Source organism: Hydrogenophaga sp. GW456-12-10-14-TSB4, assembly GCF_059424305.1.
Genome location: NZ_JBWKZH010000104.1, coordinates 1 through 14457, shown reverse-complemented (window position 1 = coordinate 14457; position 14457 = coordinate 1). Strand labels below are relative to the sequence as shown.

The following is a 14457-nucleotide window of genomic DNA, read 5'->3' as shown; positions in this document are numbered from 1 at the left end:
CTTCCGACCCCGCCCCGCCTCTCCGCCCTGCAGGTGCTGGCCTGCGGCGCCCTGATCGTCACCCTGTCCATGGGCATCCGCCACGGCTTCGGCCTCTGGCTGCAGCCGATCACCCAGGCCCAGGGCTGGTCCCGCGAGACGTTTTCGTTTGCCCTGGCGATCCAGAACCTTTCCTGGGGCATCTTCGGCATCTTCGCCGGCATGGCGGCCGACCGCTTCGGCGCCTTCCGCGTGCTGATGGCCGGCGCGGTGGCCTATGCCCTGGGCCTGGCCGGCATGGCGCTGAGCACCTCCACCACCGGCTTCGCGCTCACCACCGGGGTGCTGATCGGCGCCGCCCAGGCCGGCACCACCTACGCGGTGATCTACGGCGTGATCGGCCGGCAGATTCCGGCCGAGAAGCGCTCCTGGGCCATGGGCGTGGCGGCGGCGGCCGGCTCGTTCGGCCAGTTCCTGATGGTGCCGGTGGAAGGCTGGCTCATCAGCAACGTCGGCTGGCAGCAGGCCCTGCTGTTCCTCGCGGGCGCCGTGCTGCTGGTGATGCCCCTGGCCATGGGCCTGCGCGAACCGGGCTTCGCGGGGGGCGCGCCGGTGAAGCGCGAACAGACCATCGGCCAGGCCCTGCGCGAGGCCTTCCGCTACCGCAGCTTCCAGCTGCTGATGGCCGGCTACTTCGTCTGCGGCTTTCAGGTGGTGTTCATCGGCGTTCACATGCCCAGCTACCTCAAGGACCACGGGCTGTCGCCCCAGGTGGCGAGCTACGCCCTGGCCCTGATCGGCCTGTTCAACGTCTTCGGCACCTACGCCGCCGGTGCGCTGGGCCAGCGCCTGGCCAAGCGCCACATCCTGGCGTTCATCTACTTCGCGCGCGCGGCCGCCATCTCCGTGTTCCTGATCGTGCCGCTCTCGCCCATGAGCGTGTACGTGTTCTCCGCCGTCATGGGCCTGCTGTGGCTCTCGACCATCCCGCCCACCAACGCGGTGGTGGCCCAGATCTTCGGCGTGGCCCACATGTCCATGCTGGGCGGTTTCGTCTTCTTCAGCCACCAGATCGGCAGCTTCCTGGGCGTGTGGCTGGGTGGCGTGCTGTACGACCGGACGGGCAGCTACGACATCGTCTGGTACCTCGCCATCGCGCTGGGCGTGTTTGCCGGGCTGGTGAACCTGCCGGTGCGCGAAGGGCCGATCGCGCGCGGACCTCAGCGCGTGGGGGCCGCCGCGTGAAGCCCCTGGCCGTGCGGGCCTTCGCCTGGGCTGCGGCCGGGCTGGCGCTGCTCGGCACGTTCGCGCTCTACGACCGGCCCGAGTTCCTGGTGGGCCTGGCCGACCAGATCTGGAGCTGCTTCTGATGCACGGCACCGAGGCGCCTTCGGCCTGGGTGCAACGCTGGTCGCACCTGGTGCCGGCCGGCGGTTCGGTGCTGGACGTGGCCTGCGGCCACGGCCGCCACCTGCGCTGGTTTTCGCAGCGGGGCCACGCGGTCACCGGCGTGGACCGCTCGCCCGAGGCCGTGGCGGCGGTGCAGTCCCTGGGCCGCACGGTGCTGGCCGACATCGAGAACGGGCCCTGGCCCTTCGACGGCGAGCGCTTCGACGCGGTGGTCGTCACCAACTACCTCTGGCGCCCCCTGCTGCCCCGCATCGTGGACAGCGTGGCCGAAGGCGGTGTGTTGCTGTACGAAACGTTTGCAAGCGGAAACGAGAGCGTGGGCAAGCCCTCGCGGCCCGACTTTCTGCTGCAACCCGGCGAACTTTTGCAAGCCGGCCAGGGTCTGCACGTGGTGGCCTATGAAGATGGTTTCTGCGACCGCCCCGAACGCTTCGTCCAGCGCCTGGCGGCGGTGCGAAAACGGCCTGGAACGCCCAGCCAGCCGCCCAGGCATCCGCTGGATGCCACTGGGTAGAATGCAAGATTCGCGCGCGCTGCCCGCCCCACCGGGGCGATGCAGGGTGGACGCTCCCATTTAAGCCTTTAGCCTATGAACCCCATCACCGGCAGCATCGTGGCCCTGGTCACGCCCATGCACGAAGACGGCAGCGTCGATTACCCCACGCTGCGCAAACTGATCGACTGGCACATCACCGAGGGCACGGACTGCATCGGCGTCGTCGGCACCACGGGCGAATCGCCCACGGTCAACGTCGAGGAGCACTGCGAAATCATCCGCGTCTCGGTCGAGCAGGCCAAGACCCACGGCGACAAGCGCGTGCCCATCATGGCCGGCTGCGGCGCCAACTCCACGGCCGAGGCCATCGAGCTCGCGCGCTTCGCCCGCAGCGTGGGTGCCGACTGCCAGCTGCAGGTCGTGCCCTACTACAACAAGCCCACGCAAGAGGGCCAGTACCAGCACTTCAAGGCCATCGCCGAGGCCGTGGGCGACCTGCCCACCGTGCTCTACAACGTGCCCGGGCGCACCGTGGCCGACATGGCGCACGACACCGTGCTGCGCCTGGCGCAGGTGCCGGGCATCGTCGGCATCAAGGAAGCCACCGGCAACATCGAACGCGCGCAGTGGCTGATCCGCGACGTGCCCAAGGGCTTCTCGATCTATTCGGGCGACGACCCCACCGCCGTGGCCCTCATGCTGTGCGGTGGCCAGGGCAACATCAGCGTCACCGCCAACATCGCGCCGCGCCTGATGCACGAGCTGTGCGTGGCCGCGATCGCGGGCGATGTGAAGCGCGCCATGGCGATCCAGTTCCAGCTCATGCCCGTCCACAAGAACCTGTTCCTGGAAGCCAATCCGATCCCGCTCAAGTGGGCCATGGCCCGCATGGGCCTGTGCAACGAGGCCATGCGGCTGCCGATGACGCCCATGACGCGCAGCCTGCAGCCCGCGGTCGAAGGCGCGCTGAAGCAGGCCGGCCTGATTTCCTGAGCCGGGCCCCCCGGCCCGACGCGCCCCCTTTCCGTTTCTACCGAGCCCCATTCATGTCCAACCGAACCCTGTCCTCGACCCCGCGCCTCCTGAACCGCCTGGGCCTGTTGGCCGCCGCTGCCCTCGTGGTCTCGGGCTGCTCGGTGCTGCAGGAAGACAAGATCGACTACAAGAGCGCCAAGCGCGGCAGCACCCTGGACGTGCCGCCCGACCTGAGCCAGCTCAACCGGGACTCGCGCTACAACGTGCCCGGCTCGGTGGTGACCGCCAGCGGCTATGAAACCGCCCAACCCTCGCAGCCCACCGCCAGCAGCACCGCCGCGGCCAGCGTGGGCGACGTGCGCATCGAGCGCGCCGGCAACCAGCGCTGGCTGGTGGTGAACCGCCCGGCCGACAAGCTCTGGAGCCCGGTGCGCGATTTCTGGCAGGAAAACGGCTTCCTGCTCGACATCGACCAGGAAGGCCTGGGCATCATGGAAACCGACTGGGCCGAGAACCGCGCCAAGCTGCCGCAGGACTTCATCCGCTCGACCATCGGCAAGGTGTTCGAGAACCTCTACTCCACCGGCGAGCGCGACCGCTTCCGCACCCGCTTCGAGCGCACCGCCAACGGCGGCACCGAGATCTACATCAGCCACCGCGGCATGACGGAGGTCTACTCCAACAAGGAAAAAGACCAGACGGTCTGGCAGCCGAGCCCGGCCAACCTGGAGCTGGAAACCGAATTCCTGCGCCGCCTGATGGTCAAGCTCGGTGTGACCGAGGCGCAATCGCAAGCCGTGGTCGCCAGCGCGCCGGTGCAGGCCGCCGCGCGCGTGACCCAGGTGAACAACGCGCCCGTTGTGCAGTTCGACGACAACTTCGACCGCGCCTGGCGCCGCGTCGGCCTGTCGCTCGACCGCACCGGCTTCACCGTGGAAGACCGCGACCGCAGCCAGGGCGTCTACTTCGTGCGCTGGGTCGAACCCGTGGCCAATCCCAAGGAGCCGGGCTTCTTCGCCAAGATGTTCGGCGCCTCGAAGACCGAGGCCTCGACCGAGCGCTTCCGCGTCTCGGTGAAGAGCGCCGAGAACAAGACCACCGTGGCGGTGCTCGACGGCCAGGGCCGCCCGGACGGCTCGGCGTCCGCCCAGCGCATCGCCAAGCTGCTGGCCGAAGACCTCAAGTAAACGGCCCCGCCGCTTCGCGCATGAAAAAGCCGCCCGAGGGCGGCTTTTTCTTTGCCAGGCCCGAAGGCCTGAGCTCACTTGGTCACAGCGGCCTTGGCGTCGGCAGCGGCTTCCTTGGCCTTGTCGGCCACTTCCTTGGCAGCGTCCACGGTGGCCGTGCCAGCGGCCTTGGCGGCTTCGGCGGTGGCGGCACCGGCTTCCTTGGCCGCATCGACGGCGGAAGCGCCGGCTTCCTTGGCAGATTCGGCAGCGCCGGCCATGGAAGGTGCAGCAGTGGCAGGAGCCGCAGGAGCTGGTGCGGGTTCAGCGGCCGGAGCCGGAGCGGCGACAGGCGCCTCTTCCTTCTTGCCGCAGGCGGTCAAGGCGATGGCGGCCAACAGGCTGGCGAGCAGGATGGTTTTTTTCATGATGACAGTTCCAATGGATGAGAAAGACAGGCGGTCGGACGACCGGTTCGGAAAGGTTCCACGCACCCAGGGTGTTGTGTGACGGGAGGCCATCCAGCGGAGCGGGTTGACGTGACAACCCGCCCCGGCCGGCGCGGATGATACCGCCCCGTCCTGGTGCAAGTTGCCAACAGGGGTGTTTTTACCTTTGCTCACAGCCCCAAAGTGGACGCAGGGAAGGCAGGCGTTCCCTTGAGCGACCACTGCTGCAGCTGTTCCTGCAAAGCCACGCGACGTTCCGCGCTGCGGCTCACCACCATGGTGCATCGCAGCGGGTCCAGCCGCTGCAGCGTCCAGGCCGGCGACCACAGAAGGCTGGGCAATTCGCCCACCGAGGCACTGGCGCAAGCCTGCGCCTCCACCAGGTGCGCCCAGGTGGTGCGCCATTGAACAAAACGCGGGTGCATCTGCCGCAACACGCTGTAGTCGCGCGCCAGCAGGTGCAGCGAGCGCCCGCGCTGGGACCAGGCATTGAGCGAGGCCACCACATCGCGCTCGCCCAGTGGCCAGTCGGCGAAGTCCGCGTCGCACAGGACCATGCGCGGCCAGCCCTCCTGCGCCGCCGTGGCCAGGGCCTGGCGGATCAGGTCGACGAAAGCGGTGCGTCCCGATAACCGGCCTTCGGGCAATGCGGCCAGCGGGGCATCCTGGGGCTCGGTCATGCGGGGTCTCCTGAGGGAATCAGGCCGGTTCGGTGCGGTGCAGCCAGCCGGCCTCGAACCAGTCCTGCAGCAGGACCTGCGCGCCTTCGCTGGCACGGGCGACTTGTCGCTCGTCCAGCGCACGCTGGTCGGCCAGCGCGCGCATGAGGCGGGCGTCGGCTCCGCCGGCGCGAAAGCTTTCGCCGTTGATGAAGATGTGGCGCTCGTCGTACATCATGCGCGTGCGCCGGTCCAGCCGCAAGGCGCCCGGCGCCCAGTCGCCTTCAGGTTCGTCGAACCAGATGCGCGGCTTGGGCTCGGTCATGACCTCGCCCAGGGCACAGGCCAGCGACTGCCGCTCGGCGAGCAGGCGCTGCAGCGCATCGACCGCAAAGGCTTCGAGCGCGGCGGGCATGGCCGCCGGCGTGGCGGTGGCCGGTTGCCCGGGGTCGCGGAAAAGCGTGGTGTCCTCCAGCTCGTCGGCCATGCGCTGCAGCAGCTCACCGGCCAGGCCGCCGCGCTGCGGCGCGCGAAAGCCGATGGAGTACGTGCTGCAGTCCACACCCACCGCATCGCCGTCGTGCGCCCAGCGCGGCGGCAGGTAGAGCATGTCGCCCGGGTTGAGCACGTGCTCTTCCTCGGTCTCGAAATGGCTGAGGATCTTGAGCGGCACGCCGGGTTGCAGCGAGAAGTCTTTCTGCCGCCCGATGCGCCAGCGCCGTTGCCCGGTGGCCTGGAGCAGGAACACGTCGTAGCTGTCGAAGTGCGGGCCCACGCCGCCGGTGTCGCTGGCCCAGGAAATCATCAGATCGTCCAGGCGCGCGTCGGGCACGAAGCGGAAGCGCCGCAGCAGCTCGTGGGCGGTGTCCAGGTGCTGGTCGACGCCTTGCACCAGCAGCGTCCAGCCCGCTTGCTTCAGCGGCGGCAGTTGCTGGCGGGTCAGGGGGCCTTGTTTGAGCGTCCAACCCTGGGCCTTGCGCACGATCAGGCGCGACTCGACCGCCTCGTCGGCGGCCATGTCGAACAGTTGCTGGCGGCTCAGGAGCGGGACGAAGCCCGGGATCGCGTTGCGGATCAGCAGCGGCTTTTTCTGCCAGTGCCGGCGCATGAACTGCGCCGGGCTGAGGCCGCCGAGCAGCTCGCAGGGCGCGTCCGGCGCGGGCGGGGACAAAGGGGGGGGACTGGATGGGAAAGCGTGGGGCATGGGACAATTGTCGGATGAAAATCAACCAACAATGCGTGGTCGCGCTGACCTGGACCCTCAAGGACACGCTGGGCGAGGAGCTCGACGTGCTCGACGAGCCGGTGGAGTTCCTCGTGGGCGGCAACGACCTGTTGGCCAAGATCGAGGAAGCGCTGCTGAACCACTCGGCGGGCGACACGATCGACCTGCACCTGGAGCCGGCCGACGCCTTCGGCGACTACGACGACCGGCTGTTGTTCCTCGAACCCCGCCACCTGCTGCCCGACGAACTCGAAGAGGGCATGGGCTTCGAGGGCCTGCCCCCGGGCTGCAACCCCTCGGCCCCCAAGGACCGCCTGTACTTCGTCAGCGACATCTACCCCGAGCACGTGGTGCTGGACGGCAACCACCCCCTGGCCGGCATCGCCCTGCGCATCAGCCTGAAGGTGCATGCGGTGCGCGAGGCGCAGGAAAACGAGGTGGGCCAGGGCACGCTGGGCACCGGCTTCTTCCGCATGCAGGTGGACGCGCCCGACGAACTGCAGGGCCCCGGTCTCACGCCGCCCGGCCCGCACACCCTCCACTGATTCAGCCGCGTCCGGTCGAGCCGTAGCCGCCCACGCCGCGTTCGCTCGCGGCGGCGAAGTCGTTCACCACGTTGAACTCGGCCTGTACCACGGGCACGATGACCATCTGCGCGATGCGCTCCATCGGCTCGATGGTGAAGGCCACATCGCTGCGGTTCCAGGCGCTCACCATCAGCTGGCCCTGGTAGTCGCTGTCGATCAGGCCGACCAGGTTGCCCAGCACGATGCCGTGTTTGTGGCCCAGCCCGGAGCGTGGCAGGATCATGGCGGCGAAGCCGGGGTCGGCCAGGTGGATCGCCAGCCCGGTCGGCACCAGCTGCCAGGCGTTGGGCGCCAGCACCAGGGGTGCGTCGAGGCAGGCCCGCAGATCGAGGCCGGCGCTGCCAGGCGTGGCGTAGCGGGGCAGTTGGTCGGCCATGCGGGCGTCGAGAACGCGGACATCAAGTTTCATAAAAGCGGAAATGAATCAACAGGAATGAAAAAGCCCGCTGCACGCAGCGGGCTCCTATCCGGACACACCATGGACCCGGGTTGCCCGGGTTCATGTGCGGTGTGCCAGATCAGATCTTCACGCCAGCCATGTATTGGTTGAACGGGAACTCCGAGAAGCGGTTCCAGAGGATCTGGTCGCGCTGGAAGGAACGCATGTCCTGGTGGATCTTCTTGAAGGTGGGCGACTTGGCCTCGTGCTCGGCGAACACTTCCATGCAGGCCTTGAAGCCGGCATCGATCACGGCCTTGGGGAAAGCCTTGAGCTGGGTCTTCTCGGCCACCAGCTTCTTCAAGGCGATCGGGTTCAGGGCGTCGTACTTGGCGGTCATGTCCGTCGCGGCCACGGCCATCGCGGCGTTCAGGATGGCCTTGTTCTCGTCCGACAGGGCGTTGAACTTCTTCAGGTTGATGAAAAACTCCAGGTCGGCGCCGCCTTCCCACCAGCCCGGGTAGTAGTAGTACGGAGCCACCTTGTGGAAGCCGAGCTTGGCGTCGTCGTGAGGCACGGTGAACTCGGCCGCATCCAGCGTGCCCTTCTCCAGCGCCTGGTAGATTTCGCCAGCCGGCAGGTTCTGCGACACCACGCCCAGCTTGGCCATGCCTTCGCCGAACACGCCGCCACCCATGCGCATCTTCAGACCCTTGAGGTCGGCGACGGTCTTGATTTCCTTGCGGTACCAACCACCCATCTGGGTGGTGGTGTTGCCGGCGCTGGCGGTGCGGAAGTTGTACTGGGCAAAGAATTCGTCCATCAGCTTGCCACCGTTGCCGTGCAGCTTCCAGGACGTGTTCTGCCGGGCGGTCAGGCCAAAGGGCACTGCGCAGCTGAAGGCGAAGGATGGGTCCTTGCCGGTGAAGTAATAGGCTGCCGTCTGGGCCATGTCGATGTTGTCGCCCTGCAGCGCGTCCACGACGCCGAAGGCCGGCATCAACTCGCCCGCCGGGTGGACGGAGATCTCGAACTTGCCGCCCGACAGTGCTTTGACGGTCTGTGCCATCTTTTCAGCGCTGCCGAAGATGGTGTCCAGTGAACGCGGGAAGCTCGATGCCAGGCGCCAGCGCACGGCGGCTTGCGCATGCACGGCCGGTGCCACACCAGCGGCCAGCACACCGGCCAAGCCGGCACTCTTCACGATAGAACGACGATCCATTGAGATTGCTCCAGGGGTATTTGAAAAAAGCCAGAAGTTCAGCGCGTTCCCGCTTCCGCCGCACGCGCCGGAGTTGAGGAACGGTCTTTCGATTCTATTGACATCTAAGGTATCCCGAAGCCCAGGTCGCCGAGGGTTTTCCCTCGACAACCTGCGCTTCGTCACAGACCCGATCACTTGCGTCCGAGGGCCTCTTGCATCGCCTTCATGGGGTCGTCTTCCGCTGCGGCCTTTGCATCAGGGCTGGCTTCGCCGGCCGCTTCGGGCTTGGTGGCGGGCGGCTCCTTGCTGCCTTCTTCTGGCGGTGCGGCCTGCTCGTCCGCGCCGTAGCCCCCGCCGCCGCCATAACCACCGCCCTCCGAATCCGGGGCAAGGTTCTCTCTCATCTGCTCACCCACCGCCTTGAGGTCGTAGTCGCCGACCTTGTCGAGGCTGCCGGTGACCAGACCCGGGAAGGCGATCAGCACGCCCACCATGAACAGCTGGATGATCAGGAAGGGAATCGCGCCCTTGTAGATCTGCATCGTGGTGACCGGGGCCATGACCTTGTTGGTCACGCGATCCACATAGGGCTTGTCAGGCGCCACCGAGCGCAGGAAGAACAGCGCGAAGCCGAACGGCGGGTGCATGAACGAGGTCTGCATGTTGACCGCCAACAGCACGCCGAACCAGATCAGGTCGATGCCCAGCTTGTCGGCCACCGGCGCCAGCAACGGCACCACGATGAACGACAGCTCGAAGTAGTCGAGGAAGAACGCCAGGAAGAAGATCAGGATGTTGACCACGATCAGGAAACCCACCGCGCCGCCCGGCAGGTCGGCGAGCAGGTGCTCCACCCAGATCGGACCATCGGCGGCCTGGAACACCAGGCCGAAGATCGTGGCACCGATCAGGATGAACATCACGAAGCTGCCGAGCTTGGTGGTCGTGGCCAGGGCCTGCTTGAGCAGCTTCATGTCCAGACGCTTGCGCACCAGAGCCATGATGATGGCGCCCATCGCCCCCATGGCGCCGCCCTCGGTCGGGGTGGCGATGCCCAGGAAGATGGTGCCCAGTACCAGGAAAATCAGCAGCAGCGGTGGGATCAGCACGAAGGTCACCCGCTCGGCCAGGCGCGACAGCAGGCCCAGCTTCGCGTACTTGTTGGCCAGGGCCATCACGAGCGCCACGAAGGCGCCTCCAGCCATGGCCACGACGACTTTCTCGTCGGTGGGCACCGAGGTGACCTCATGCCCCAGCCACCAAGTGTGCACCTCGGGCATGTAGCGCGCCAGCACGATGGAGACCATGAACGAGATCACCATCAGCACCAGCAGCGACTGGTAGCCGCCGCTGCCGTCGGGCTCGCGGTAGATGCGCGCCTCGGTCGGCAGCGCGGGCACGCTGGCGGGCTTAAAAATGGCCAGGCAGGCGATATAGAGCACGTAGCAGCCGACCAGCATGAAGGCCGGGATGAAGGCCCCCTTGTACATGTCACCGACGCTGCGGCCGAGCTGGTCGGCCATGATGATCAGCACCAGCGAGGGCGGGATGATCTGCGCCAGCGTGCCCGAGGCCGCGATCACGCCGCTGGAGAACTGGCGGTCGTAGCCATAGCGCAGCATGATCGGCAGGGAGATGAGGCCCATCGAAATGACCGACGCGGCCACCACGCCCGTGGTGGCGGCCAGCATCGCGCCGACAAAGACCACCGCCAGCGCCAGGCCGCCGCGCATCGGCCCGAAGACCTGACCGACGGTGTCGAGCAGGTCCTCGGCCATGCCGCTGCGCTCCAGGATCAGGCCCATGAGCGTGAAGAAGGGCACCGCCAGCAAGGTGTCGTTGGCCATGATGCCGATGAGGCGCTGCGGCAGCCAGGCCAGCACCGACGAAGGGAACACCCCCATCTCGATACCGACGACACCGAAGGCCAGGCCGCAGGCGCCCAGACTGAAGGCCACTGGAAAGCCCAGCAGCAGAAAAATGATGAGCCCCGCAAACATGATCGGGGCGAAGTTCGCCGCAATGAATTCCATCGTCAATTCCCTTGGCCGGTTACTCGGAGACTGGCTTGCCTTTGACGGCCTCGCGCTGGCTCAGGATCTCGGCCAGCTCTTCCTCGGCGGACTTCTCGCCGGCCTTGATGGTCGGGTCGGGACCGTGGCCGGTGATGAAGGCCACGCGCTTGATCAGTTCGGACCAACCCTGCAGCATCAGCAGGATGAAGCCTGCGGGGATCGCCAGCCAGACCGGCCAACGGATCAAGCCGCCGGGGTTGCCCGACATCTCGCCCGATGCGTACTTCTCCATCAGCATCGGAATGCCGTAGTACAGCACCAGCAGACACACCGGCGTGAGAAAGAAGGCAAAGCCCAGGATGTCGATCCACATCTGCGCTTTCTTGGGCAGGCGGCTGTTGAGGACATCGATGCGCACGTGCTCCCGGTTGAGCAGGGTGAAACCGGCCGCGATGAGGAACGACCAGGCAAAGAGATACCACTGGATCTCGAGGAAGGCGTTGGAGCTGGTGTTGAAGGTGTAACGCACGAGCGCGTTGGCAGCGCTGATGACGGTCGACCCCATGATCAGCCAGATCGCGTACCGGCCAACCCAGGCGTTGAGCCGGTCGATGGCCCGAGAGAAGTTGAGTAGTGCACCCATCCTGATTCCTATTTCTTGTGAAAACGGTTCCAACACCACGTCATCGACAGATAAAGAAACACGCAGCGTGCGAGGCACCGCAGCTGCGTGTAGGTGGTATGGACCCATTCATTGTATGTGACGCCTTTTTGCATCAAGGGGCATGCAGCTCAGGGTAAACCTGCACGCCAAGAACGGTTTTGCCGTCAGCCGACCGCTTTCACCACCGGTGCCAGCAGCGCGCCGAAACGCGTTCGGATCGCGCGCTCGATGCCTGCTCCGTCCAGTCCCACGCCGGCCAGCAGTCGAGCCGGATCGCCGTGGTCGATGAAGCTGTCCGGCAGGCCCAGCTGCAGCACGGGCAGCGCGAAGCCCTCCGACTGCAAGGCCTCCAGCACGGCGCTGCCGGCGCCCCCCATCACACTGCCTTCCTCGACGGTGACCAAGGCATCGTGCGACGAGGCCAGCTCGCGCAACAACTCGACATCCAGCGGTTTGACCCAGCGCATGTTGGCCACGCTGGCGCCCAGTTTCTCGCCCGCGGCCAGCGCGGGCTGCAGCAAGGTGCCGAAGGCCAGAATCGCCACGCGCCGACCCTTGCGGCGCAGCTCGCCGCGACCGAAGGGCAAGCCCTCAAGGCCCGCAGGTTGCGCCACGCCGGCACCGGCACCACGCGGGTAGCGCACCGCCACCGGCTGGTTCTGCGCGAACGCGGTGCTCAGCAGCTGGCGGCACTCGGCTTCGTCGGCCGGGCAGGCCACGGCCATGTTGGGGATGCAGCGCAGGTAGGCGATGTCGTAGGCGCCCGCGTGCGTGGCGCCGTCGGCACCGACCAGGCCGGCACGGTCCAGCGCGAACACCACCGGCAGGTTCTGCAGCGCCACGTCGTGGATGAGCTGGTCGTAGGCGCGCTGCAGGAAGGTGGAGTAGATCGCCACCACCGGCTTGAGCCCTTCGCAGGCCAGGCCGGCGGCGAAGGTCACGGCGTGCTGCTCGGCGATGCCGACATCGAAATAACGCGCGGGGAAGCGGCGCTCGAACTCGACCATGCCCGAGCCCTCGCGCATGGCCGGCGTGATGCCGACCAGGCGCGGATCGGCCTCGGCCATGTCGCACAGCCATTGGCCGAACACCTGGGTGAAGGTGGTCTTGGCCGGCGTGGCGGGTTTGGTGAGGCCCACGGCGGGGTCGAAGGTACCCGGGCCGTGGTAGGCCACCGGGTCCGCCTCGGCGAGCTTGTAGCCCTGGCCCTTCTTGGTGACCACGTGCAGGAACTGCGGGCCGCTGTCGGTGTCGAGCAGGTGGCGAATGTTCTCCAGCGTGGGAATCAGCGACTCGAGGTCGTGGCCATCGATCGGCCCGATGTAGTTGAAGCCGAATTTCTCGAACAGCGTGGCCGGCACCACCATGCCCTTGGCGTGTTCCTCGAAGCGCTTGGCCAGCTCGAACAGCGGCGGCGCGCCCTTGAGCACCTGCTTGCCCACGTTCTTCGCCGCGGCATAGAACTGCCCGCTCATGAGCTGGGCCAGGTAGCGGTTCAGCGCCCCCACGGGCGGGGAGATCGACATGTCGTTGTCGTTGAGCACGACCAGCAGACGACCATCGGCCACGCCGGCGTTGTTCAGCGCCTCGAAGGCCATGCCGGCGGTCATGGCGCCGTCGCCGATGATGGCGATGGATTTGCGCGGCTCGCCCTTGATCTTGGACGCCAGCGCCATGCCCAGCGCGGCCGAGATGCTGGTGGACGAATGCGCGGTGCCGAAGGTGTCGTACTCGCTTTCGTCGCGGCGCGGGAAGCCGCTGATGCCGCCGAACTGGCGCAGCGTGGCCATGCGGTCGCGCCGGCCGGTGAGGATCTTGTGCGGGTAGGTCTGGTGGCCCACGTCCCAGACCAGGCGGTCGTCGGGCGTGTTGAAGACGTGGTGCAGCGCCACGGTGAGTTCCACCGTGCCCAGGTTGGAACTGAGGTGGCCGCCCGTGCGCGCCACGCTCTCCAGCAGGAAGGCGCGCAGTTCATCGGCCAGCTGCGGGAGTTGTGCGCGCGAGAGGCGGCGCAGGTCGGCCGGTGAATCGATCGTCGACAACAGAGAGCTCATGGGCGGGGGCGCTTGGGTCATGGTGGATCGGCCTTTACCGGGTCTCAGGACGCACGCCGCCCCACCCAGTCCGCCAGGGCGTGCAGGGTGGCGGTGTGGTCGAGGCCGGAGCGGCGCAAGGTGTCGTGGGCCTGGGCCAGCACGCGGTCGGCATACGCCTGTGCCTGGGCCAGCCCCATCAGGGAAACGAAAGTGGGTTTGTCGGCCGCCGCGTCCTTGCCAGCGGTCTTGCCCAGCGTGGCCGAGTCGGCGGTGACGTCGAGGATGTCGTCCACCACCTGGAAAGCCAGGCCCACGCAGGCGCCGTATTCGGCCAGCAGCGCCAGGGACTGGGGCGAGGGCGAACCGGTGGCCGCGCCCATGGTCACGCTGGCCTGCAGCAGGGCGCCGGTCTTGCGCCGGTGCATGGCTTCCAGGGCGGGCTGGTCGAGCGCCACGCCCACGCTGGCCAGGTCGACGGCCTGGCCGCCGGCCATGCCATCGGCGCCGGCGGCCAGCGCCAGCAGGCGGCACAGGCGCGCGCTCATGGCGTCGCCCAGGCTGCCGTCACCCGGCACCAGCAGCTCGAAGGCCAGGGCCTGCAGCGCGTCGCCCGCCAGCAGGGCCTGCGCCTCGCCAAACTGCACGTGCACCGTGGGCTTGCCCCGGCGCAGCACGTCGTTGTCCATGCAGGGCATGTCGTCGTGAACCAGGGAGTAGGCGTGGATGAGCTCGACCGCGCAAGCCGCGCGCATCGCCGCCGCCGCGTGGCCGCCCACCGCTTCGCAGGTGGCCAGCACCAGCAGCGGGCGCAGCCGCTTGCCGCCGTCGAGCACGGCATAGCGCATGGCGTCGCCCAGCCCGGCGGGCGCGTCGGCGGACACCCAGCGCTCCAGCGCGCGTTCCACCGCGTCCTGCTGCGCCTGGCGCCAGGCCACGAAATCGTGGGTATCGGACAGCACGGCGCTCACGGTGCGTCCCAGGGCTTGAGCGTGCCGCCTTCGAGCACCTTGATCTGGTTCTCCACGTCCTCCAGCCGCGACCGGCAGAACGTGAGCAACTCCGCGCCCCGCTGGTAGCGGGTCAGCAACTGGTCCAGGGGCAGTTGCCCGGCATCGAGCTGGGCCACCAGTTGCTCCAGTTCCTCCAGCGCCGCCTCGTAACTGGCCGGTGCGGTGGGGGACGGGGCCGCACGGGGCGCGCGGGAGGGAGAAGG

16 protein-coding genes are annotated in these 14457 nt (G+C 67.6%); 6 read left to right on the top strand and 10 right to left on the bottom strand.

The window, feature by feature from the left end:
- The 5 genes from AC07ZS_RS28440 to bamC form a co-directional block, all read left to right on the top strand.
- The coding region (locus AC07ZS_RS28440; RefSeq protein WP_494801795.1) for an MFS transporter at positions 1-1224 on the top strand (1224 nt) is incomplete at its 5' end.
- Positions 1221-1349, top strand: a complete 129-nt coding sequence (locus tag AC07ZS_RS28435; protein ID WP_494801794.1) for a hypothetical protein — start codon at positions 1221-1223, stop codon at positions 1347-1349. The genes AC07ZS_RS28440 and AC07ZS_RS28435, both read left to right, overlap by 4 nt.
- Complete coding sequence (locus AC07ZS_RS28430) at positions 1349-1903, top strand: class I SAM-dependent methyltransferase (RefSeq protein WP_494801793.1); 555 nt, start codon at positions 1349-1351, stop codon at positions 1901-1903. Before AC07ZS_RS28435 ends, AC07ZS_RS28430 begins: the two co-directional genes overlap by 1 nt.
- 75 nt (positions 1904-1978) lie before the next feature.
- Positions 1979-2878, top strand: coding sequence for a 4-hydroxy-tetrahydrodipicolinate synthase (dapA, locus tag AC07ZS_RS28425; protein ID WP_494801792.1), 900 nt, complete (start codon positions 1979-1981; stop codon positions 2876-2878).
- Positions 2879-2931: 53 nt separating this feature from the next.
- Positions 2932-4047 carry an NlpB/DapX family lipoprotein gene (gene bamC / locus AC07ZS_RS28420; protein WP_494801791.1) on the top strand — a complete coding sequence of 372 codons (1116 nt, stop codon included), beginning with the start codon at positions 2932-2934 and terminating at the stop codon, positions 4045-4047.
- 74 nt (positions 4048-4121) lie between these two features.
- Here the strand turns inward: bamC and AC07ZS_RS28415 are convergent, their stop codons facing one another.
- The 3 genes from AC07ZS_RS28415 to AC07ZS_RS28405 all read right to left on the bottom strand — a co-directional run bounded on the left by AC07ZS_RS28415 (position 4122) and on the right by AC07ZS_RS28405 (position 6242).
- The gene (locus AC07ZS_RS28415) at positions 4122-4454 is read right to left on the bottom strand and encodes a hypothetical protein (RefSeq protein WP_494801790.1); all 333 of its coding nucleotides are present in this window, start codon (positions 4452-4454) and stop codon (positions 4122-4124) included.
- 191 nt (positions 4455-4645) lie between these two features.
- Positions 4646-5155, bottom strand: coding sequence for a hypothetical protein (locus tag AC07ZS_RS28410; protein WP_494801789.1), 510 nt, complete (start codon positions 5153-5155; stop codon positions 4646-4648).
- Between the two features lie 19 nt (positions 5156-5174).
- The gene (locus AC07ZS_RS28405; RefSeq protein ID WP_494801797.1) at positions 5175-6242 is read right to left on the bottom strand and encodes a JmjC domain-containing protein; all 1068 of its coding nucleotides are present in this window, start codon (positions 6240-6242) and stop codon (positions 5175-5177) included.
- Positions 6243-6352: 110 nt separating this feature from the next.
- On the opposite strand from AC07ZS_RS28405, the gene AC07ZS_RS28400 reads away from it, so the two are divergent.
- Positions 6353-6904 carry an FKBP-type peptidyl-prolyl cis-trans isomerase gene (locus tag AC07ZS_RS28400; protein ID WP_494801788.1) on the top strand — a complete coding sequence of 184 codons (552 nt, stop codon included), beginning with the start codon at positions 6353-6355 and terminating at the stop codon, positions 6902-6904.
- A gap of 1 nt (position 6905) precedes the next feature.
- Here the strand turns inward: AC07ZS_RS28400 and dut are convergent, their stop codons facing one another.
- The 7 genes from dut to AC07ZS_RS28365 all read right to left on the bottom strand — a co-directional run.
- Positions 6906-7355, bottom strand: a complete 450-nt coding sequence (dut, locus tag AC07ZS_RS28395) for a dUTP diphosphatase (RefSeq protein ID WP_494801787.1) — start codon at positions 7353-7355, stop codon at positions 6906-6908.
- A gap of 109 nt (positions 7356-7464) precedes the next feature.
- On the bottom strand, positions 7465-8547 hold the full coding sequence (locus tag AC07ZS_RS28390; protein ID WP_494801786.1) for a TRAP transporter substrate-binding protein: 1083 nt from the start codon (positions 8545-8547) through the stop codon (positions 7465-7467).
- A 173-nt stretch (positions 8548-8720) separates the two neighbouring features.
- Complete coding sequence (locus tag AC07ZS_RS28385; protein WP_494801785.1) at positions 8721-10562, bottom strand: TRAP transporter large permease; 1842 nt, start codon at positions 10560-10562, stop codon at positions 8721-8723.
- Between the two features lie 19 nt (positions 10563-10581).
- Positions 10582-11187, bottom strand: coding sequence for a TRAP transporter small permease subunit (locus tag AC07ZS_RS28380; protein WP_494801784.1), 606 nt, complete (start codon positions 11185-11187; stop codon positions 10582-10584).
- Between the two features lie 185 nt (positions 11188-11372).
- Positions 11373-13262, bottom strand: coding sequence for a 1-deoxy-D-xylulose-5-phosphate synthase (gene dxs / locus AC07ZS_RS28375; RefSeq protein ID WP_494801783.1), 1890 nt, complete (start codon positions 13260-13262; stop codon positions 11373-11375).
- A gap of 44 nt (positions 13263-13306) precedes the next feature.
- A complete protein-coding gene (locus tag AC07ZS_RS28370; RefSeq protein WP_494801796.1) occupies positions 13307-14203 on the bottom strand; it encodes a polyprenyl synthetase family protein in 897 nt (298 codons plus the stop codon).
- A 5-nt stretch (positions 14204-14208) separates the two neighbouring features.
- Positions 14209-14457, bottom strand: a 249-nt coding sequence (locus AC07ZS_RS28365) for an exodeoxyribonuclease VII small subunit (protein ID WP_494801782.1), incomplete at its 5' end; no start/stop codon positions are given.

Excerpts from the sequence above, each read along its gene's own strand:
- AC07ZS_RS28430 (WP_494801793.1), top strand. The coding sequence starts at position 1,349 with ATGCACGGCACCGAGGCGCCTTCGGCCTGGGTGCAACGCTGGTCGCAC.
- dapA (WP_494801792.1), top strand. The coding sequence starts at position 1,979 with ATGAACCCCATCACCGGCAGCATCGTGGCCCTGGTCACGCCCATGCAC.
- bamC (WP_494801791.1), top strand. The coding sequence starts at position 2,932 with ATGTCCAACCGAACCCTGTCCTCGACCCCGCGCCTCCTGAACCGCCTG.
- AC07ZS_RS28415 (WP_494801790.1), bottom strand. The coding sequence starts at position 4,454 with ATGAAAAAAACCATCCTGCTCGCCAGCCTGTTGGCCGCCATCGCCTTG.
- AC07ZS_RS28410 (WP_494801789.1), bottom strand. The coding sequence starts at position 5,155 with ATGACCGAGCCCCAGGATGCCCCGCTGGCCGCATTGCCCGAAGGCCGG.
- AC07ZS_RS28405 (WP_494801797.1), bottom strand. The coding sequence starts at position 6,242 with ATGCGCCGGCACTGGCAGAAAAAGCCGCTGCTGATCCGCAACGCGATC.
- AC07ZS_RS28400 (WP_494801788.1), top strand. The coding sequence starts at position 6,353 with ATGAAAATCAACCAACAATGCGTGGTCGCGCTGACCTGGACCCTCAAG.
- dut (WP_494801787.1), bottom strand. The coding sequence starts at position 7,355 with ATGAAACTTGATGTCCGCGTTCTCGACGCCCGCATGGCCGACCAACTG.
- AC07ZS_RS28390 (WP_494801786.1), bottom strand. The coding sequence starts at position 8,547 with ATGGATCGTCGTTCTATCGTGAAGAGTGCCGGCTTGGCCGGTGTGCTG.
- AC07ZS_RS28385 (WP_494801785.1), bottom strand. The coding sequence starts at position 10,562 with ATGGAATTCATTGCGGCGAACTTCGCCCCGATCATGTTTGCGGGGCTC.
- AC07ZS_RS28380 (WP_494801784.1), bottom strand. The coding sequence starts at position 11,187 with ATGGGTGCACTACTCAACTTCTCTCGGGCCATCGACCGGCTCAACGCC.
- dxs (WP_494801783.1), bottom strand. The coding sequence starts at position 13,262 with ATGAGCTCTCTGTTGTCGACGATCGATTCACCGGCCGACCTGCGCCGC.